This window comes from Malaciobacter canalis (genome assembly GCF_008000835.1).
In the GTDB taxonomy this organism is placed as follows: domain Bacteria; phylum Campylobacterota; class Campylobacteria; order Campylobacterales; family Arcobacteraceae; genus Malaciobacter; species Malaciobacter canalis.
This window is the reverse complement of the sequence record NZ_CP042812.1, coordinates 300,854-320,471: the sequence shown is the minus strand read 5'-3', so window position 1 is coordinate 320,471 and position 19,618 is coordinate 300,854. Positions and strand designations below refer to the sequence as shown.

17 protein-coding genes, 3 tRNA genes and 3 rRNA genes are annotated in these 19,618 nt (G+C 30.3%); 9 read left to right on the top strand and 14 right to left on the bottom strand.

Annotated elements, in window-relative coordinates; genetic code table 11:
• Nucleotides 1-2: 2 nt before the first annotated feature.
• The 3 genes from purS to ACAN_RS01620 are packed head-to-tail and all read right to left on the bottom strand — an operon-like array spanning nt 3 to nt 2,316.
• Entirely contained in the window at nt 3-248 is a 246-nt protein-coding gene (gene purS / locus ACAN_RS01630) for a phosphoribosylformylglycinamidine synthase subunit PurS (protein WP_079579793.1), read from the bottom strand.
• 15 nt (nt 249-263) lie between these two features.
• Nucleotides 264-977, bottom strand: a complete 714-nt coding sequence (gene purC, locus ACAN_RS01625) for a phosphoribosylaminoimidazolesuccinocarboxamide synthase (protein WP_079579794.1) — start codon at nt 975-977, stop codon at nt 264-266.
• 10 nt (nt 978-987) lie between these two features.
• Nucleotides 988-2,316: a S41 family peptidase gene (locus ACAN_RS01620; protein WP_191287720.1), complete on the bottom strand. Its 1,329-nt coding sequence runs from the start codon at nt 2,314-2,316 to the stop codon at nt 988-990.
• 108 nt (nt 2,317-2,424) lie between these two features.
• On the opposite strand from ACAN_RS01620, the gene ACAN_RS01615 reads away from it, so the two are divergent.
• From ACAN_RS01615 to ACAN_RS01590, 6 genes are all read left to right on the top strand, one after another.
• A complete protein-coding gene (locus ACAN_RS01615; RefSeq protein ID WP_099335430.1) occupies nt 2,425-3,006 on the top strand; it encodes a tetratricopeptide repeat protein in 582 nt (193 codons plus the stop codon).
• Between the two features lie 12 nt (nt 3,007-3,018).
• Complete coding sequence (locus tag ACAN_RS01610) at nt 3,019-3,993, top strand: hypothetical protein (protein ID WP_099335429.1); 975 nt, start codon at nt 3,019-3,021, stop codon at nt 3,991-3,993.
• 82 nt (nt 3,994-4,075) lie between these two features.
• On the top strand, nt 4,076-5,155 hold the full coding sequence (locus tag ACAN_RS01605) for an MlaE family ABC transporter permease (RefSeq protein WP_099335428.1): 1,080 nt from the start codon (nt 4,076-4,078) through the stop codon (nt 5,153-5,155).
• The gene (locus ACAN_RS01600; RefSeq protein WP_099335427.1) at nt 5,155-5,910 is read left to right on the top strand and encodes an ABC transporter ATP-binding protein; all 756 of its coding nucleotides are present in this window, start codon (nt 5,155-5,157) and stop codon (nt 5,908-5,910) included. The genes ACAN_RS01605 and ACAN_RS01600 overlap by 1 nt, the downstream gene beginning before the upstream one ends.
• Nucleotides 5,894-6,817, top strand: coding sequence for an MlaD family protein (locus tag ACAN_RS01595; protein ID WP_099335426.1), 924 nt, complete (start codon nt 5,894-5,896; stop codon nt 6,815-6,817). The genes ACAN_RS01600 and ACAN_RS01595 overlap by 17 nt, the downstream gene beginning before the upstream one ends.
• The gene (locus ACAN_RS01590) at nt 6,818-7,399 is read left to right on the top strand and encodes a hypothetical protein (protein ID WP_099335425.1); all 582 of its coding nucleotides are present in this window, start codon (nt 6,818-6,820) and stop codon (nt 7,397-7,399) included. It abuts the gene before it with no gap.
• On the opposite strand, the gene ACAN_RS01585 is transcribed toward ACAN_RS01590, so the two are convergent.
• The 10 genes from ACAN_RS01585 to ACAN_RS01540 form a co-directional block, all read right to left on the bottom strand.
• Nucleotides 7,389-8,390, bottom strand: a complete 1,002-nt coding sequence (locus ACAN_RS01585; RefSeq protein ID WP_099335424.1) for a tRNA pseudouridine(13) synthase TruD — start codon at nt 8,388-8,390, stop codon at nt 7,389-7,391. The two genes, ACAN_RS01590 and ACAN_RS01585, sit on opposite strands and share 11 nt — an antisense overlap.
• A 5-nt stretch (nt 8,391-8,395) precedes the next feature.
• Complete coding sequence (gene dksA / locus ACAN_RS01580; protein WP_099335423.1) at nt 8,396-8,761, bottom strand: RNA polymerase-binding protein DksA; 366 nt, start codon at nt 8,759-8,761, stop codon at nt 8,396-8,398.
• Between the two features lie 82 nt (nt 8,762-8,843).
• Complete coding sequence (locus ACAN_RS01575; protein ID WP_099335422.1) at nt 8,844-10,454, bottom strand: sensor domain-containing diguanylate cyclase; 1,611 nt, start codon at nt 10,452-10,454, stop codon at nt 8,844-8,846.
• Between the two features lie 2 nt (nt 10,455-10,456).
• Nucleotides 10,457-11,260 carry a response regulator transcription factor gene (locus tag ACAN_RS01570; RefSeq protein ID WP_099335421.1) on the bottom strand — a complete coding sequence of 268 codons (804 nt, stop codon included), beginning with the start codon at nt 11,258-11,260 and terminating at the stop codon, nt 10,457-10,459.
• Nucleotides 11,261-11,519: 259 nt separating this feature from the next.
• Nucleotides 11,520-11,635 (bottom strand): 5S ribosomal RNA (rrf, locus tag ACAN_RS01565).
• 117 nt (nt 11,636-11,752) lie between these two features.
• Nucleotides 11,753-14,674: ribosomal RNA gene (locus tag ACAN_RS01560) — 23S ribosomal RNA — on the bottom strand.
• 236 nt (nt 14,675-14,910) lie between these two features.
• A tRNA-Ala gene (locus tag ACAN_RS01555) sits at nt 14,911-14,986 on the bottom strand.
• Between the two features lie 36 nt (nt 14,987-15,022).
• Nucleotides 15,023-15,099 (bottom strand) — tRNA-Ile (locus ACAN_RS01550).
• An 85-nt stretch (nt 15,100-15,184) separates the two neighbouring features.
• A 16S ribosomal RNA gene (locus ACAN_RS01545) occupies nt 15,185-16,699 on the bottom strand.
• Together the 16S, 23S and 5S rRNA genes with 3 tRNA genes alongside form the textbook arrangement of a ribosomal RNA operon.
• A 487-nt stretch (nt 16,700-17,186) precedes the next feature.
• Nucleotides 17,187-17,263, bottom strand: a tRNA-Arg gene (locus tag ACAN_RS01540).
• Between the two features lie 357 nt (nt 17,264-17,620).
• Between ACAN_RS01540 and ACAN_RS01535 the strand changes: the two genes are divergently transcribed.
• Nucleotides 17,621-18,052 carry a hypothetical protein gene (locus ACAN_RS01535; RefSeq protein WP_099334965.1) on the top strand — a complete coding sequence of 144 codons (432 nt, stop codon included), beginning with the start codon at nt 17,621-17,623 and terminating at the stop codon, nt 18,050-18,052.
• 15 nt (nt 18,053-18,067) lie between these two features.
• On the opposite strand, the gene ACAN_RS01530 is transcribed toward ACAN_RS01535, so the two are convergent.
• Nucleotides 18,068-18,475, bottom strand: coding sequence for a hypothetical protein (locus ACAN_RS01530; protein ID WP_099334966.1), 408 nt, complete (start codon nt 18,473-18,475; stop codon nt 18,068-18,070).
• Nucleotides 18,476-18,798: 323 nt separating this feature from the next.
• Between ACAN_RS01530 and ACAN_RS01525 the strand changes: the two genes are divergently transcribed.
• Together ACAN_RS01525 and ACAN_RS01520 are read left to right on the top strand one after the other, a co-directional pair.
• The gene (locus ACAN_RS01525; protein ID WP_099334967.1) at nt 18,799-19,185 is read left to right on the top strand and encodes a hypothetical protein; all 387 of its coding nucleotides are present in this window, start codon (nt 18,799-18,801) and stop codon (nt 19,183-19,185) included.
• A gap of 73 nt (nt 19,186-19,258) precedes the next feature.
• Nucleotides 19,259-19,615 (top strand): hypothetical protein, encoded by a 357-nt coding sequence (locus ACAN_RS01520; RefSeq protein ID WP_099334968.1) that lies wholly within the window; start codon nt 19,259-19,261, stop codon nt 19,613-19,615.
• Nucleotides 19,616-19,618: the final 3 nt, after the last annotated feature.

Here is a 19,618-nt window from a genome sequence, read left to right as displayed (position 1 = left end):
AATTAACCTACAATTTCAATTTCATAATCTTCTATTACAGTATTTGCAAGCAGTTTCTCACACATATTTGTAACTTCGGCTTTTGCATTCTCTTTACTTGAAGAATTAAGCTCAATAATAATTTGTTTACCAATTCTTACATCTTTAACTACTTCTTTGAACCCCAATGTATCTAATGCATGATGCGTTGCTTTACCTTGATCATCTAAAACACCTTGTTTTAATGCCACATTTACAATTGCTTTCAAATTCTATCTCCCTAATTATTTATTTAAAATTCTATTTAATACTTGAGTATAGGCAACTTTTAGCCCACCTTTACCTTGTCTAAATCTATCTTTATCTAAAGATTCACCAGATTCTATATCCCAAAATCTACAATTATCTGGACTTAATTCATCTATTAAAATAATATTGCCATTTTTATCTTTACCAAATTCAAGTTTGAAATCTACAAGTTTTAATCCTTTTTCAAAAAAATAAGGTTTTAAAATATCATTTATTTCTCTTGCAACTCTTCTAATTTTGTCTAATTCATCTTGGTGCTTAACTAAACCTAAAATCAATGCATGTTGATCATTTAATTTTGGATCTCCTAAAGCATCATTTTTGTAATCAAACTCTACTAATGTAAATGGTAATACTTTTCCATTCTCAATTCCTAAGTTTTTACTTAAAGATCCTGTTGCTATATTTCTTACAATAACCTCAAGCTTTATTACTTCGCAAGATTTATGAAGCATATTATTATCATCAAGCATTTTTACAAAATGTGTTTGAATTCCTTTTTCATTTAATAGTTCAAAAAGTGCACTTGAAATTTGGTTATTTAAAGCACCTTTACCATCTTCACTTGATTTTTTTTCTCCATTAAATGCTGTTAAATCATCCTTAAACTCAGAAATCAAAAAATCTTCATCTTCTGTTTTCCAAATTTTTTTTGCTTTACCCTCATATAAAAGTTCTGTCTTAGTCATCTTATTCCTTCTATTTCATAATTATTAAGCTTTTTAAAATATTAATAGCTGAATTGATCTGATTGTCATTTTGTATATCTTCTTTTGTAATAATCTCTTCTTTATCTTCTTCTTTCTTTTCTACTTTTTCTTTCTCTTTATCTTTTCCAGATTTTACTTCTTTTTTTATTTTTTTATCTTCAACTTTTTCAAGCTCTTCTTCTAAGTGTTTTTTTAAGTCAGCTTCTTTTATTTGAAACTCATTTGAGGGCTCAGTTACAGTTTTTCCTGCATAAGCAATAATATCAGGAGTTATTCCTTTTGCTTGAATAGTTCTTCCACTAGGTAAATAATATTTTGCTATTGTTAACTTAATATTTTCACTTCTATCTTTTACTATTGGTAATACTGCTTGAACTGAACCTTTTCCAAAAGTCTTTTCTCCTACAATAATTGCTCTTTTATGATCTTGTAAAGCTCCACTTACAATCTCACTTGCACTTGCACTTCCTGCATTTACTAAAACAACCATTGGCACATCAGTTAAAGTATTTGTGTATTTTGCATAAAACTTCTCTTCATCATTTGCATCTCTGCCTTTTTGAGATACAATTACCCCAGAATCAACAAAAAGATCAGTAACAGATATTGCTTGTGTTAAGAGTCCACCAGGATTGTTTCTTAAATCTAAAACTATACCTTTAGTTTTTGTATGCTTTTTTATAATTTCTTTTAATTTACCAGTTACTTTTTTATCAAAACTTGCAATTCTTAAATATAGTAAATCTCCATCAATTTTCTTTGCAAATACTGATTCTACTTTTATAATATCTCTTATTATTGTTATTTTTATAGGTTTATTTTCACCTTTTCGTACAACTGTTAAATCTATTTTTGTTTTAGGCTTACCTCTCATTAATCCAACAGCATCGTTTAAAGTCATATTTAGTGTTGATTTATCATCAATTTTTAAAATTATATCTCCAGCTTTTACTCCAGCTTCATACGCAGGTGTTCCATCTATTGGTGATATAACAGTTAATGCAGAGTCTCTCATTCCTACAGTAATTCCCAAACCACCAAATTCTCCATTTGTTTGAATTGACATCTCTTTTGTAGATTTTTTATCCAAAAATGATGAATGAGCATCTAATTCTTGCATCAAACCTTTTATCGCTTTATCCACAACATCTTGAAGTTTAACATCATCAACATAGTATTTTTCAACTGTACCAATAACTTGTGTTAGTTTAGTTAATGATTCAAATCTACTTTGCGTTAGCTCCTCACTTTTTTCTTTTGCAAATAAACCATGCGAAAGTACCAAAGCAAAAGACGAAGCCAATAGAAATTTTTTCATTATTAACCTTTCATTTGTATAAGACTTGTATTATATTCAAACTTTTATAAAAGTAAGGTTTTATGAAAATTTTTGTAACATATTGATTAATTTTTTTAAAGGAAATTTATGAGTTTAAAAGAGAATGTGGATTTTGTTAAAAATGAACTAAATAGTGAAGAAAAATTTCTTGAAAGTTTTGTAAAAGTTGAGAGATTTTATAAAAAAAACAAAACACTAATAATTGCAGCTATAATAATTGTTGTTGTAGCCATTATTGGATTTAGTGTTAAAAGCTACATTGATAAAGAGAATAAAGTAAAGGCAAATATTGCTTTTAACAAATTTTTAAATGATGTAAATAATCAAGAAGCACTAAAAACACTAGAAGAAACAAATAAAAAACTTTACGATATGGCAATATATTTAAAAGCTAAGAAAAATGGTCAAACAGCTGATGTTAATGTACTTTTTTTCAATAGTTTAAGTAAATATCAAAAAGCTTTAAAAGAGCAAAGTATTGAAAAGCTAAATGATGTTTCAATGGATCCAAATTTTTTATTAAAAGAGTTTGCAATTTTCAATAAAGCATTAATTGAAGCAAAAGATGGAAAATATGAAGATGCAAAGATTACTTTAAAACTTATTCAAAAAGAGTCAAAAGCATATGAATTAGTGAAAATTTTAAATCACTATTTACTTACAAAATAGAAGGAAAAATCTATGAAATATTTCTTAATACTACTAACATCTCTTATTATTTTTACTGGTTGTTCTAGTAAAAAATATTTTGAAGTTGATGATACTTTAGGTGATTATGAATCAAATAGTGCATCATTAAATGATAATATTAAATCATTTAATAAAGTTGGAGCGACTTTAGATAATGGTGAAATCATAACAAAAAAAGGTGTTTCAAACTTTCAACTTCCAGAAGGATTTGAATTTATAAATTTAAGTGAAGATACTGTTATTTCTACAAACTATTTAAATAAGATTTTATTAAATAAAACAGAACATGAGTTCTCAACAGGAGTTGTTGCTGCAACATTAAAAGATAATATTTTAGCATTGGTATTTATGGATAACTCAATTGCTCTTTATGATATTAATACTAAAAATATATTAATGAAAGAGTATTATTCAAAATCATTAGCAAATGATACAAGAATAGCAAATCCTTATTATATGGGAAGTCTAATTTTATTCCCAACATTAGATGGAAAAGTAATTGTTGTTTCATCAAAATCAAACAAAGTTATAAGAACTATTGTTGTTGATGCAGATAGCAAATTTAATAATATTATATTTTTAGATGTAGTAAATGATACATTAATTGCTTCTAGTTCAAATAAAGTTGTATCTGTTGGAGCTGGAGTTGTAAATTTAAAAGAGTATAACATTAGAGACATAATTTCACATAATCAAGATATTTTTATAGCAACAATTGATGGTCAAATAATAAAAACTGATATATCATTAAATATTCAAGATAGAAGAAAATATAAATATGCAAAATTTTATGCTTTAGCATATGGAACTTCTCTTTATGCACTTGAATCACAAGGCTATTTAATCAATATTAGCAATGATTTTAAATCTGACAAAATATATGACTTTTCATTTGATAATGAAGAAAATGTTATTGCAATTGATGACATTATATATCACAATGATGAGTATTTTATAGTTAAATAATCTAGTCTTTAAAACTATTTCTATATCTTTTCTTTAGTGAAAAGATTATAGAATAGCTATAATATAAATAAAGGCTTAGAGATTGGAAACTTCAAATTTCGATTTTAATTTTTCTACAACAAATAACAAAATTGAACTTTTAGGAGATTTAAATAAATCATCCCTTCCAAAACTTATCTCTTTTATAAATAACAATTTAGAATATACAATTGATTTAGAAAAACTTAATAACATTGATTCATGTGCGGTTATTTATTTAATTTCTCTTGAAAAATGTGGAAATATAATAATAAATAATAGATTTAAAGAGATATACGAACACTACAAAAAATATTATTTAGATAAAACTCCAAAAAAAAGTGACAATAAAAATCTTATAGAAAATATTGGGAAAAGCACACATGAAAATCTTCAAGAGTTAAAACTATTTATCATTTTTTTAGGTGAGCTTTTTTATTACTTTTTTTATTCTTTAATAAAGCCTAAAAAAATAAGATTTAAAGAGATGCTAAAATATGTAGATGCTTCAGGAATTGGTGCTTTAGGAATTATAACTCTTACTTCTTTTTTAGTAGGTATAGTTATTGCTTATCAAGGTGCAGTTCAACTTGAAAAGTTTGGAGCAAATATTTTTATAGTAGAGATGATTTGTATAACTATGTTCAGAGAGATTGCTCCATTATTAACAGCAATAGTAATTGCAGGAAGAACAGCTAGTTCTTATACTGCGCAAATTGGTGCTATGAAAATAACAGAAGAAGTAGATGCAATGAAAACAATGGCTTTTGAACCTACAATTTTCATAACACTACCTAGAGTATTTGCACTTTTTATTTCACTTCCATTATTGGTATTCTTTGCAGATATAATAGCTGTTGGCTCAGGTATGATTGTAGCTTACATAGATTTAGATATAACATATGCTGAATTTATAAATAGAATGTATGAAGAAGTAGGTATTAAACATTTTTTAATAGGAATTATAAAATCAATATTTTTTGGAATAGCAATAGCAATAATTGGATGTTATAGAGGTTTTCAAGTAAGAAACAATACAACTAGTATAGGAAAATATACTACAAAAAGTGTAGTAAATGCAATATTTGTAGTAATTGCATTAAATGCAATTTTTTCAGTTATTTTAACAGAAAGTGGTCTTTAATGAATATAGTTGAAGTAAAAAATCTGTATACAAGTTTTGATACAAAAGTAATCCATAACAATATTAGTTTTAATATCAAAAAAAATGAAATATTTGGTATTTTAGGAGGCAGTGGATCTGGTAAGACTGTCCTAATTAAACAAATTGTAATGTTACAAAAAATACAAAAAGGTGAAATTATATTTTTAAATGAGAATTTGAGTAATTTGACTTTAAAAAAAGAAGAAAATTTAAAATTACAATTCTCATATCTTTTTCAATTTGGTGCATTATACTCTTTTTTAAATGTTATTGAAAATGTAAAAGTTATTCTAAAAGAGTATACAAAACTTCCAAAAGATTTAATCACTAAAATTGCGTTAACAAACTTAAATATGGCTGGTCTTGATAGTAGTAGTGCATATTTATATCCATCACAGTTAAGTGGTGGAATGAAAAAAAAAGTTGCACTTGCAAGAGCAATAGCAAATCAACCCAAAATACTCTTTTTAGATGAACCAACAAGTGGATTAGATCCATCAAGTACTATTGAGTTTAATCATCTAATTAAAAAGTTAAGAAATACATTAGATTTAACAATAATAATCATCACCCATGATTTAGATACAATTAAATCAACATTAGATAGATTTATAATACTAAAAGATGCAAAAATACATTTTAATGGCACACTTAATCAAGCTTTAAAAAGTGAAGACAAAATTACAAGAAGTTTTTTAACATTTAAAAAGGATTCATATGCAAACAAAAATTAATTTTTTTAAAATAGGCACTTTTGTAATAGTACTATTTGTCCTTATGTTAATTTTCATATTTTGGTTAGGAAAATACGCATTTGTAGTAACAAAGCAAGATGCTTATACTATTTATTTTAAAGAGTCTGTATCAGGATTAAATATTGACTCTCCTGTTAAATTTAAAGGAGTACAAGTTGGAAAAGTAGAAAACATATCAATTAATCCTAAAAACTCCGAAGAGATAAAAATAAAAATTTCTGTAATAGAAAATACACCTATTAAAAAAGATAACTATGCAACATTGGGAACGCTTGGATTAACAGGATTAAAATATATTGAGTTAAAAGGTGGAAGTAAAAACTCAAATCTTATACAAGAAAATAAGTATAATGAAAAAGTTATCGATTCAAAAATCTCTGTTTTAGGAAACTTAGAAAATTCAAGTAAAGATATCTCAAAACAACTTACACAATTGCTTATTCAAACAAGAATACTTTTTAGTAATGAAAATATAAATAATTTTTCAAAATTACTAGATGCTAGTAAACAAACAGCCCTTAATACTCAAGAAATAACACAATATATAGTTAATAATGAAAATAAATTAACACAAATTTTAAATAATTTAAATGATTTATCAATTACGAGTAAAAGCTCTTTTAATAATATGTCTGATTCTGCAAATAGTGTTAAAGAATCTGCTCTTAAAGTAATGGAACTCTCACAAAAAGTATTAAATGAAGTAGAAAAAGGCTCTTTTGATTTAAAAACTATTTCTCAATCAACTATTGATAATTTTAATAATGTATTAAATCAATTTGAAAATAACTTAATAAAAAGTGAAGAGCTAATAGAACAATTAAAAGAAAATCCAAGTGATATTTTATTTAAAAACAATAAACAAAAACTTGGTCCAGGAGAGTAAATGAGAACAATTACAATATTACTAATAAGCCTAGTTTTATTTACAGGATGTAGTTTAAAAAATCAATCACTAGTAAATAATAGTTTTTTAATAAAATTTGATACAAATTATAAAGCTTTAAAAAATACAGATAAAAGTATTAAAATAAATAGAGTAAAAGTAAGCAATACTTTTAACAAAACTTATATTTTCTATAGCTATAAAAAATATAAACTAGATAAATATTCAAAAAATAATTGGAGTGATATACCATCAAATATGATTTTTCAAGAGTTAAAATTAATTTTTGATAAATCAAATTTATTTAATAACTCTAATTTATCAAATGCTGATTATATTTTAAACACAAATATATTTGAGATATATAATAAAATTGAAAAAAATGGTGCTTATGCAGTTTTAAATTTAAATTTTGAACTTACTAATACTAACACTAAAAAAAGTTCATTTTACAATTACAATAAAGAAATTAAATTAGAAAAAAACACTCCTTATGATTTTGTAGTTGCAATTAACAATGCTTTTTCTATTATTGTTGAGAAGTTCTTAAAAGATCTTGAAAGTAAGACTTTTAAGAATTAAAATTTTTATTTGCAATGTTTTCAATAAAAACAGTTGCATATGATCCTTTAGGTAGTATAAAGTCTATTAAGCACTCTTGAGTAGTTTTGTTATACTTTATATCATTAATCTTTACAAAAACAAGAGCATCTCTTCTGTAGCCTTTTTCATAAATACTACTATCATCAAATCTCTCTTCAATTTCTCTTGATTTTAAAGTTGCTTTAAAGACTTTTCTTCCAGGAAGTAAACCAGTTGGAGAAACTACTTTTTTATCAAAATTTTCTTCTAAAGTTGAAGTTATTTTTGATGATGTAAAAAATTTATCTTTTTTTAAATCATGAAAGACATCTCCATCAATAAGTTTAAACTTATCTTTTTGTAAACTTATTCTTTTAACTAACCATGAATTAAAAAATGCACTTTGATATGCAGATATTAGCATTTTTTCTAATTTTCTATCTTTTATATGAAGATTTCCTGAAACTAATTGCTTAGCTTTTTCTATATTTTCTTCAATATCCCTTCCAAATCTTTGAAAACCAAAATAGTTTGCCATACCAGTTTTTTTGATGTTTTTAATACAATTTTGAATCAAAATTAATGTATCAAAATCTACTTTTTTAAGATTTATTTTAAATCTATTACCTTTTAAATCACCAATGTTTAACTTTTCTTTATGCAAATATGTTTCTAAAATCTGAACTTTTTTATGCTTAAACTTCTTAATCTCTTTTGAATATTTTTTTGGAATAGATATATATTGTGTGGTTGTAGCATTTTTATCTTTTAAGCCTGCATACCCCACCTCATTTTTATCTATTCGTAAAAAATTGGAGATTAAATCTATTAAGTCCCATGTACCTAAATTTACTTTTTTTACTTTCAAAATTAAGAAATTACCTTTTAAAGAGAATGTAATTGGTACTTCTTCTACTATAAAATCATTTTCATTTTGGAAAAAATCAAAATTTAGGCTTTTATGGTTTTGAAAATAGACTCTTTTAATCATATCTCTTATTTACCTTTAGCTTGTTCAGCCTCAAAAGCTGTTCTACATTCAGTACAATACTTTGCATAGGGTTTTGCTTTTAATCTTCCAAGAGGTATAACAACGCCACACATATCACATATTCCATAGCTTCTATCTTCAACTTTTTTTAAAGCTAATTCAATCTCTTCCAACTCTTTTACATGGTGGTTAGCAATCATACCTTCTGTAAATGAATCAGACACAACTTCAGCATAATCAAGGTCATCTTTTACATCTTGACCTTTTAGTAAATCAATATTTTCTCTACTTCCCAAAATATTTTTTAAAAGTTTCTCTTTTCTATCAAGTAGAATAACTTTTAATTCGTTAATCTGTTTTGTGTTTGGCATGATAGCCTCCTTAACTTAGGTTAAACTATTATATAGTTTTTATTATATATTATATCTTTTTATTATAATAATTTATCAAAAATTAAGTATCTAAAAAAGTAAAGACTCTGTTTCTACCATTTTGTTTTGCTTTATATAATGCTTTATCAGCATCATTAAAAATCTCAATTTTATTTTTTAATAAAGGCTTCTTATTTACTTGTTTTACTCCTATACTAATTGTTAATCTTTTATAAAAACTAAATTCATGTGTAATATTTAAATTATAAATCGCTTCTTTTAATTTATTAGCTATTATCTTTGATACATTATGTTTATTTATTGAAATAAGTATGGCAAACTCTTCACCACCTATTCTAAAAACATAATCACATTTTCTTAAATTTAATTTTAATGTTTGTGCAACATCTTTTAATACTTCATCACCTTTTAAATGCCCATAATTGTCGTTATATTGTTTAAAATAATCAATATCAATAATCATTAAAACAAAATTTTCATCATATTTTTGAAATCTTTTATAGTATTTTTTAAAAATTTTATTAAAATATCTTCTATTATATATATTTGTTAACTCATCAGTGATTAGTTTTTCTTTTATTTTTTTATTTCTAGTTATATTATTATAGATTGCAGTATAACTTTCAATATTTCCATTTTCATCACAATTTGGTGTAATAATATTTTCTACCCAAAATGCTCTTCCATCTTTTGTTTTATTTTTTAACTTACCTTTCCAGGTCTTATTTAAAGTGATTGTTTCCCATAAATCTTTATATTTTTCATCACTATTATTTGAATGCTTTAAAATATTATGCTTTTTACCAACTAACTCATTTTTATCATATCCAGTTAATTCACAAAAAGCATCGCTGCACTCTTTAATTACTCCTTCTTTATTTGTAATGCTAATTAACTGCTTGTTTATTATTTCGTTATAATGATTTATTCTTTTTTCTTTCTTTTTTGCTTGAGTTATATCTTTACCCTCACAAACAAGATATATTACTCTATTCTCATCATAAACAGGTTTTATAGTAAGTTCAATATAATATTCATCGAATACTTTTTTCTCACTATGAACCAAATTGCCTTTGCTAGCTTTTTTTATATCTTTTTTTATAATTTGTTTTTGACTCTCATCCCACCAATTAGTATCCCAGAACTTTTTATTAATAATTTCTTTCTCATCTTTATTAATAAACTCTAACGCAGTTTTATTTGCTTTAATAAGTGTTCCATTTGGCTTAAGAAGTGCAATTAAATGTACAGAATTATCATAAACTGTTTTTATTATTTTATTTGTGTAAAAAAGATTCTTTTTTAAGTTTATCTCTTTTGTTATATTTGAAATATAAGAGCATATATGATTTTCATTTGTTTTATTATCATAAAACTTTTTTCTTATTTCTTTAACCCAAATATAATTACTGTTTTTAGTTAATACTCTATAAGGTGATAATTCAATCTCATTAGAACTATTTAATTCTTCTAGCTCTTTTTTTATTACTTTGTAATCACCTTTATGAATAATATTTTCAAAAGAAAAGCTAGAGTCCAACACTTCATCTAATGTATAATCCAATAAAGTTGTGACATTATTAGTGATGTATTCAATCTTATTACTGTTACTTTTAAATTTTATAAAAAGGCTTGGACTTTCATTGAAGTATTCTAAATATCTATTTTGCATTACTACTCTAAAATCAATTTATAGCCTACACCAGACAAATTCATAATTAATTCTTTTGAAGACTTTTTTCTTAATGATTTAATTACAGTACGTAAGTTATTTAAACTAGTATTCTCACTACTATTAATAGATATTGCTTGAAGTAACTCTTCATATGATAGAATTTTATTTGAATTTTTTATAAAATACTCTAATAGCATAATTTCTTGATTAACTAAAGAGATTGTTTTATTCTCTTTTAAAAGCACTTTATTTTTAAAGTTATAAGAAAAACCATCAGATAGATATAAATTCTCATTTGATTCCTCTTTTTTTGTCTCTTTATCTAAAATTTCAAAAAACTCTTCTACCTCTTTTATATTATGCTCTTTCATTTTATTTATAATTCTATTTAATTTATCATTATCAATTTTTTGTTTATATGCATATTCTATTTTTTCTAATAATTGCATTATATTAATTGGTTTTGTTACATAAGCTGTTACACCTAATTCAATTGAGTCTAATAAATATTCAGGATCAGTATAAGCAGTAGTTAAAACAAATTTAACATCTTTATCATACTTCTTAACTTCCTTAATCATATCTATACCATTTAATTTTGGCATGTTAATATCAGTAACTATTATATCAATGTTATAGTTTCTTTTTTTATGCATTAAAAACTTCTTTAATCCCTCATCACCATTATTTGCAACTATTGTTTTTTTAAATGTTCTATCAAACACATGCTTCAATTCATCTTGCGCATCTTTTTGGTCTTCAACATAAAGTACAACTAAATCTTTTAATATACTATTTACCATATTACACCTCTTAAAATTATTTACTTAAGGAATTTCTAATTACTAAATCATTATTAACTTATTATAACTTATTAAAAGTTAAGTATACAAATTATTAGAAAATAAGCTTTGAAAAAAATAAGCTTAGAATAAAAAGAAACAAATAAAAGAGTAAATAAAGTAAAAGTAAATGCATAAAGTAAAAAAAAGGCAAAAAAAAAGCCCATAACTAAGATAACTTAAATAAGTTAAAATAGATAAGGGCTTGTAAAAACTCAAGAGCTGGCAGAGGCCTACGTTTCCACACCTGAAAGGTGCAGTATTATCAGCGCAGAAGTGCTTGACTTCCAGGTTCGGTATGGATCTGGGTATTTCCACTTCGCTATATCCACCAGCAATATGAGTATACAATGAATTTTATTATTCACTCTATACTCATATTTTGAGTATATTAATGTTAAAGTCTCTTTGAACACAACTTTAGTAAACTTAATAAGATAGTAAACCAAGTATAATAATAAGCCGAACGATCTATTAGTACTAGTCAGCTAAACATATCTCTATGCTTACACATCTAGCCTATCAACCAGTTAGTCTTACTGGGATCTTCAGGGAAAGTTCATCTTGAAGTTGGCTTCGAGCTTAGATGCTTTCAGCTCTTATCTCATCCGTACGTAGCTACCCAACGATGCTCTTGGCAGAACAATTGGTACACCAGTGGTACGTTCATCCCGGTCCTCTCGTACTAGGGACAAATCTTCTCAACTTTCCTACGCCCACGGAAGATAGGGACCGAACTGTCTCACGACGTTCTGAACCCAGCTCGCGTACCGCTTTAAATGGCGAACAGCCATACCCTTGGGACCTGCTCCAGCCCCAGGATGCGATGAGCCGACATCGAGGTGCCAAACCTCCCCGTCGATGTGAGCTCTTGGGGGAGATCAGCCTGTTATCCCCGGCGTACCTTTTATCCTTTGAGCGATGGCCCTTCCACTCAGAACCACCGGATCACTATGACCGACTTTCGTCTCTGCTCGAGTTGTCTCTCTCACAGTCAAGCTAGTTTATGCCATTATACTCATCAGGCGATTTCCATCCGCCTTGAACTAACCTTTGTAAGCCTCCGTTACTTTTTAGGAGGCGACCGCCCCAGTCAAACTACCCACCAGACATTGTCCTGATACAAGTTTATTGTACGCAGTTAGTAACTCAAATATTCAAGGGTGGTATCTCAAGGATGGCTCATACTCTACTTGCGTCTAGTAATCAAAGCCTCCCACCTATCCTGCACATGAATATCCAAGCTACAGTGTCAAGCTGTAGTAAAGGTGCACGGGGTCTTTCCGTCTTTCCGCGGGTAGGAGGAATTTTCACCTCCACTACAATTTCACTGGATCCCTGGTTGAGACAGCTCCCATCTCGTTACGCCATTCATGCAGGTCGGTATTTAACCGACAAGGAATTTCGCTACCTTAGGACCGTTATAGTTACGGCCGCCGTTTACTCGGGCTTCGATCAAATGCTTCGCTTACGCTTACATCATCAATTAACCTTCGAGCACCGGGCAGGCGTCACACCTTATACATCCACTTACGTGTTAGCAAAGTGCTGTGTTTTTGGTAAACAGTCGGGAGGGACTCTTTGTTGCAACCTCTTAGGCTTTTGAGAGTAAATCTCTATACCAAAGTAGGCACACCTTATACCGAAGATACGGTGCTAGTTTGCAGAGTTCCTTAACCAGGGTTCTTCCACGCGCCTTAGAATACTCATCCCACCTACCTGTGTCGGTTTACGGTACGGGCAACAATTAATATACTTAGTGGCTTTTCTTGGCACGACAGTATCATCGATTCTAAACGCTCTCCGAAGAGATTGTTCAGCCTATCAGATCTCGGTCTCTTGTAATCCGGATTTACCTAAATTACAACCTACGTCCTTCGACCCACTATTCCATCAGTGAGCTCGATTAACTCTATGCGTCCCCACATCGCGCTTAATTGTTGGTATTGGAATATTAACCAATTTCCCATCGTCTACCCCTTTCGGACTCGACTTAGGACCCGACTAACCCTACGATGACGAGCATCGCGTAGGAAACCTTGGGTTTTCGGCGTTAAGGATTCTCACCTTAATTATCGCTACTCATGCCTGCATGCTCACTTCTATCCGCTCCACTGCTCCTTACCGGTACAGCTTCGACGCTGAATAGAACGCTCTCCTACCACTCATAATAAATTATGAATCTAAAGCTTCGGTGTACATCTTAGCCCCGTTATATTTTCCGCGCAGAATCACTAGACCAGTGAGCTGTTACGCTTTCTTTAAAGGATGGCTGCTTCTAAGCCAACCTCCTGGTTGTCACAGTAACTCCACATCGTTTTCCACTTAGATGTAACTTTGGGACCTTAGCTGTTAGTCTGGGTTGTTCCCCTCTCGACATAGGATTTTATCACCCTACGCCTGACTCCCTAGCTTACACATGTAGTATTCGAAGTTTGATAGGGTTTGGTACCGCGGTAAGCAGCCCTAGCCCATTCAGTGCTCTACCCCTACATGCTACTACTAGAGGCTATACCTAAATATATTTCGGAGAGAACCAGCTATCACGAAGTTTGATTGGCCTTTCACCCCTATCCACAGGTCATCCGGGGGCTTTTCAACGCCCATCGGTTCGGTCCTCCACTGGCTCTTACACCAGCTTCAACCTGCCCATGGATAGATCACTTCGTTTCGGGTCTGCAGCATCTGACTAATTCGCCTTTTAAGACTCGCTTTCGCTACGGCTTCGTACTTGACTTAACCTTGCCAGATACCACAACTCGCAGGCTCATTATGCAAAAGGCAGTCCATCACCCTGTGAATAAATTCACATAGGGCTCTGAATGATTGTAAGCTAATGGTTTCAGGTTCTATTTCACTCTCCTCGCTGGAGTACTTTTCACCTTTCCCTCACGGTACTTGTTCACTATCGATCTGTAAGTAGTATTTAGGGTTGGAGGGTGGTCCCCCCGGATTCAGACAAAATATCACGTGTTCCGTCCTACTCAGGATACCATTAGAGCTATTGATAATTTCGTATACAGGAGTTTCACCCTCTTTGCTATACCTTTCCAGATATTTCTACTATTATCTTTAGTCTCATATTATGGTCCTTCAACCCCCTATGCAAGCATAGGGTTTGCCCTTCTCCCATTTCGCTCGCCGCTACTTTGGGAATCTCTTTTGATTTCTCTTCCTATGGTTACTGAGATGTTTCACTTCACCACGTTAGCCCCCATTTCTGGGTAATATATATCTCTATATATTGGGTTGTCCCATTCGGATATTCACGAATCAATGCTTCTTGACAGCTCCTCGTGACTTTTCGCAGTCTAGTACGTCCTTCTTCGCCTCTTACAGTCTAGGCATCCACCATTAGCCCTTAATAGCTTATTTTTTTAATTAGATCTTACTCTAACCTTTTTTGATAATTATTCCTTGGCTACTATCTTATTAAATTTAATAAAATAGTTGTGTTCTTCTTTTCTTTCTTGAAATTGCTTTCTTTTCTTAGAAAAATTTTTGACTTTAACATTATATTTTTAAATAACTTCTTTAATCTTCTCATCTCTGAAAAAATTAAATATAAATCCAATATTTATTGAACTTATATTTAACTTCTTCTTGTTTGTTGGTGGAGAATAGCGGGATCGAACCGCTGACCTCCTGCGTGCAAGGCAGGCGCTCTCCCAGCTGAGCTAATTCCCCAACTTTTTAATCTCTTCTTTTAAGATTATTTAATCATGGTGGGCCTACCAGGACTTGAACCTGGGACCTCACGATTATCAGTCGAGCGCTCTAGCCAGCTGAGCTATAGGCCCTCTCACCTATCTTTTAAATAACCTTTATAAACTGAATATATATTGACTTTGATTAAGAGTTTTGACTCTCTTAATCTTTTCTCTGAAAGGAGGTGATCCAACCGCAGGTTCTCCTACGGTTACCTTGTTACGACTTCACCCCAGTCGCTAATTCCACTGTGGAGGGTAGCTATCTTAGCATCCCCGCTTCGAGTGAAATCAACTCCCATGGTGTGACGGGCGGTGAGTACAAGACCCGGGAACGTATTCACCGTAGCATTGCTGATCTACGATTACTAGCGATTCCAACTTCATGTAGTCGAGTTGCAGACTACAATCCGAACTGGGAGGTATTTTTTAGATTTGCTCCACATCACTGTATCGCTGCTCTTTGTATACCCCATTGTAGCACGTGTGTAGCCCTGGTCGTAAGGGCCATGATGACTTGACGTCGTCCTCACCTTCCTCCTACTTGCGTAGGCAGTCTCATTAGAGTTCTCACCCGAAGTGTTAGCAACTAATGACGAGGGTTGCGCTCGTTGCGGGACTTAACCCAACATCTCACGACACGAGCTGACGACAGCCGTGCAGCACCTGTATATAAGTTTCTGCAAGCAGACACCCATCTATCTCTAAATGGTTCTTACTATGTCAAGACCAGGTAAGGTTCTTCGCGTATCGTCGAATTAAACCACATGCTCCACCGCTTGTGCGGGTCCCCGTCTATTCCTTTGAGTTTTAATCTTGCGACCGTACTCCCCAGGCGGTACACTTAATGTGTTAACTGCATTACTGCTATGTCGAGCATAGCAACAACTAGTGTACATCGTTTAGGGCGTGGACTACCAGGGTATCTAATCCTGTTTGCTCCCCACGCTTTCGCGTCTCAGCGTCAGTTATGTTCCAGTAGATCGCCTTCGCAATCGGTATTCCTTCTGATCTCTACGGATTTTACCCCTACACCAGAAATTCCATCTACCTCTCCCATACTCTAGATAGACAGTTTCAAAAGCAGTTCAATAGTTAAGCTATTGGATTTCACTTCTGACTTATCTATCCGCCTACACGCTCTTTACGCCCAGTGATTCCGAGTAACGCTTGCACCCTCCGTATTACCGCGGCTGCTGGCACGGAGTTAGCCGGTGCTTATTCATATAATACCGTCATTATCTTCTTATATAAAAGGAGTTTACGCACCGAAATGTGTCATCCTCCACGCGGCGTTGCTGCATCAGGGTTTCCCCCATTGTGCAATATTCCCCACTGCTGCCTCCCGTAGGAGTCTGGACCGTGTCTCAGTTCCAGTGTGACTGATCATCCTCTCAAACCAGTTAAGCGTCATTGACTTGGTGAGCTATTACCTCACCAACTATCTGATACTGTACAGGCCGATCTTCAAGCTATAAATATTTCCCTTGCATACTTTCGCATTAAAGGCATATGGGGTTTTAGCAGACGTTTCCATCTGTTATCCCCCTCTTGAAGGCACGTTACCTATATATTACTCACCCGTGCGCCACTTAGCTGACAGATTAGCAAGCTAATCCCGTTCTCGTTCGACTTGCATGTGTTAAGCACGCCGCCAGCGTTCACTCTGAGCCAGGATCAAACTCTCCATAAAGTGTTTGTTCTCTGACTAATTATGTATTTCTATACAAAATTAATTACTCATTGTTTTATCATACTTTATGTATGATATTATAGACGAAGAATTTGTATTCTTCTTATTTTTTTGTCATATATATATTCAGTTTATAAAAGTTACTTCTCTTACAAACTTACTTTGTGTTAAAGAACTCAATCTCATCTTTAGCTCTCAATCTCTTGTTTGCCTCAGCGAATTTGGACGGGAATTATAGACAAATCTTGCCCCTTTGTCAAGGGTTTAAACTTAATGCAGGCTTAAATTTTGGAAAATGTTTTCTTCTTTACTACCTTCTCTATATTTTATGGGGTTTTTATTGTTAGATGGATTAAATAATATTATTGTAAGTGATTTTTTTAGTCTTAAAGACAAATATAAGTTATTATATTATTATTTTTATGATTCAGACTTCAATTAATGAAGTCATAATGTATTCAAATTTATATAAACTGATTATTAGAAGTGGTACGCCCTATACGATTCGAACGTATGACCTACGCCTTAGAAGGGCGTTGCTCTATCCAGCTGAGCTAAGGACGCATTAATGAAAGAAAAAAAGCCTTACACAAATGATAAAGAAATCATTTATATAAGGCTTGTATGGTGCGGATGAGAGGATACTGAATTCCATCAAACCCCACATTTGTGGGAAGTGTAGAGTTTCCAAACTTCCAATCAAAGTTTCCCATAAGTTTCTCATTAAAATTACTCATAAAAAGTATTTTAATGTCTTTTTTCTTATGTCTTACTTTTTGTTTTGGAAGTATAGCGAGAATTTCTTAAAAAGTGTTTAAATTTACTAAATATTAACACTTATTGTTTCAAATAAATTTCTTATTCTTAATTCTCTTTTCAAAAAATGTAAAATAAGTAGTAACCCACACATAAAGGATTACTATGTATGAAACCCATACAAATACAACATATGAGTTAAGAAATTATGATGAAGATATTATCCACAATCTCAATGAGTTTGAGTTGGATTTATTTGACCAAAACTACAGAATCATCAAAGATGATTACTACAACAACAATGATGAGTTACACTCAACAGTTTTCAAAGATGGTGTAAAGTATTGTGAAATCACCCATTACCACTCTCATCTCTTTGAATTTTGTGTGAAGTATTTCAAAAACAATCAACTATTCAAAGAAGAGTGGTATATGTTAGATAAGTTATCATCTGTAACTGTGTATGATGAAAATGAAAACAGTATCAGTAAAATCAACCTCTCACCCTATGAAACAAAGGAAGTTACTGAGTATAACTACCAAAACAATGAAACATATCTCCTAAGAGATGAAGAAGTGGAGATGTATCTCTTATGATACATCAACCAAATCTCAATCTGTAATATTATAACTCTCATCAACAATTTTTACTAAATCATCAATGATTTGAGATGTTTTTTCTCTCTCTTTTCTTTGAAACTCTCTCTCAAAATCAACAATACAACCCATCACTAAGTGAGATTTTTTAACACCTAACTTCTCACTAAACCAACTTAGAGTGGATTCTACATCAATTGGTAGGGTGAATGTTTTTGGGATTGTGTTATTTCTTTTTTTTCTAACATCAACCAAAGGTTTACATCCATTATCATAATATTCATCCACCATAAAATCATATCCACTCTGAATATAAAGTGATATAAGTTTGGATTTTGAGATACCTAAACTATCACTTTTACTCTCTATAAAATCAATAATTCCTTTTTCTAAAGTATAAGTTACTTTTTTGTGTTTTATCATCATAAACTCCAATTTTATTCTATGTATGATTTTATTTATGATGGATTTTGAGTATGTGGTTGATTAATAGAAAAAGTTTTTAGATTAAGTTTTTTCACCAATAAAATAAGGGGATTACAACTGATAGATTTGTAGTTATAAAATGTATTATAGATAGATAAATGGAATGGATAAGAGATACTCCATCAACATATGATAAAGATTAAAATACTCATATTTGTGATTCTCTCTAAGATTCATCATAGTGGTATTATAAGGATGTTTAAGAGATAAATGGGTTGGAGAATTACCAACAAAAATACCATATTGATAAGGAGTTTCCTATGGGAAAAACAAAAGAAGAAAAGTTGGTAATAAAAATACTCACTAAACTGAAAAATGGAAATTTCATATGTGATTATGAAGAAGAATATGAAGATGAATTGAAATTATACATATCCATTTTGAAAGGGTGGATTGAAGAGAATGAAATATTTGTTGAATGTTTAATAAGTGAATCTTTGGATTGTTATAAATATAATAATGGATTCAATTCAATTAATTCTTATATCAATTTTAGTTTTCATCAATCTATATATGATTACATTGAAGATGAATTCATTGAGATGGAAATACCTAATGAATTTTATATGGATACCAAACACAGTATCAATATAATAAACAACATACTTAAAGTTTCAGTATTAAGGAATATAAAAAATTCATACTGATAAATTCTGTTTCATAACCCCTTCCCTTCCCCTCTCTCAAAAAATTCGGTATCATCCATTAAAAGACAAATAGATGATACTGTGTTACATACCCAATAATATTGATGATAAAGAGATTGATAGGAGAGTTGATTTACTCCTATATAAATATGATATTTTTTTCATAGAAAATGATGATATTATAATCTCTACTGAAACCAATCAGAAACTACTAAGATTGATATTAAAAGAATCACATATAAAATTGTTTTGGATATATTCATTAGATGAGATTCCATTTACACCAACTCAGATAAGTGAGTTGATATTATTTTGTATCAGTAATGGGATTGATTTTCATTCAGAGATGGATAAATTATATTATACCAATGGTGATATAGAATTAGTATATCCTCAAATTTTTGAGATATTTAGAGATTTATTGAAATAGTAT

Excerpts from the sequence above, each read along its gene's own strand:
- purC (WP_079579794.1), bottom strand. The coding sequence starts at position 977 with ATGACTAAGACAGAACTTTTATATGAGGGTAAAGCAAAAAAAATTTGG.
- ACAN_RS01620 (WP_191287720.1), bottom strand. The coding sequence starts at position 2,316 with ATGAAAAAATTTCTATTGGCTTCGTCTTTTGCTTTGGTACTTTCGCAT.
- ACAN_RS01615 (WP_099335430.1), top strand. The coding sequence starts at position 2,425 with ATGAGTTTAAAAGAGAATGTGGATTTTGTTAAAAATGAACTAAATAGT.
- ACAN_RS01610 (WP_099335429.1), top strand. The coding sequence starts at position 3,019 with ATGAAATATTTCTTAATACTACTAACATCTCTTATTATTTTTACTGGT.
- ACAN_RS01600 (WP_099335427.1), top strand. The coding sequence starts at position 5,155 with ATGAATATAGTTGAAGTAAAAAATCTGTATACAAGTTTTGATACAAAA.
- ACAN_RS01595 (WP_099335426.1), top strand. The coding sequence starts at position 5,894 with ATGCAAACAAAAATTAATTTTTTTAAAATAGGCACTTTTGTAATAGTA.
- ACAN_RS01590 (WP_099335425.1), top strand. The coding sequence starts at position 6,818 with ATGAGAACAATTACAATATTACTAATAAGCCTAGTTTTATTTACAGGA.
- ACAN_RS01585 (WP_099335424.1), bottom strand. The coding sequence starts at position 8,390 with ATGATTAAAAGAGTCTATTTTCAAAACCATAAAAGCCTAAATTTTGAT.
- dksA (WP_099335423.1), bottom strand. The coding sequence starts at position 8,761 with ATGCCAAACACAAAACAGATTAACGAATTAAAAGTTATTCTACTTGAT.
- ACAN_RS01575 (WP_099335422.1), bottom strand. The coding sequence starts at position 10,454 with ATGCAAAATAGATATTTAGAATACTTCAATGAAAGTCCAAGCCTTTTT.
- ACAN_RS01570 (WP_099335421.1), bottom strand. The coding sequence starts at position 11,260 with ATGGTAAATAGTATATTAAAAGATTTAGTTGTACTTTATGTTGAAGAC.
- ACAN_RS01535 (WP_099334965.1), top strand. The coding sequence starts at position 17,621 with ATGTATGAAACCCATACAAATACAACATATGAGTTAAGAAATTATGAT.
- ACAN_RS01530 (WP_099334966.1), bottom strand. The coding sequence starts at position 18,475 with ATGATAAAACACAAAAAAGTAACTTATACTTTAGAAAAAGGAATTATT.
- ACAN_RS01525 (WP_099334967.1), top strand. The coding sequence starts at position 18,799 with ATGGGAAAAACAAAAGAAGAAAAGTTGGTAATAAAAATACTCACTAAA.
- ACAN_RS01520 (WP_099334968.1), top strand. The coding sequence starts at position 19,259 with ATGATACTGTGTTACATACCCAATAATATTGATGATAAAGAGATTGAT.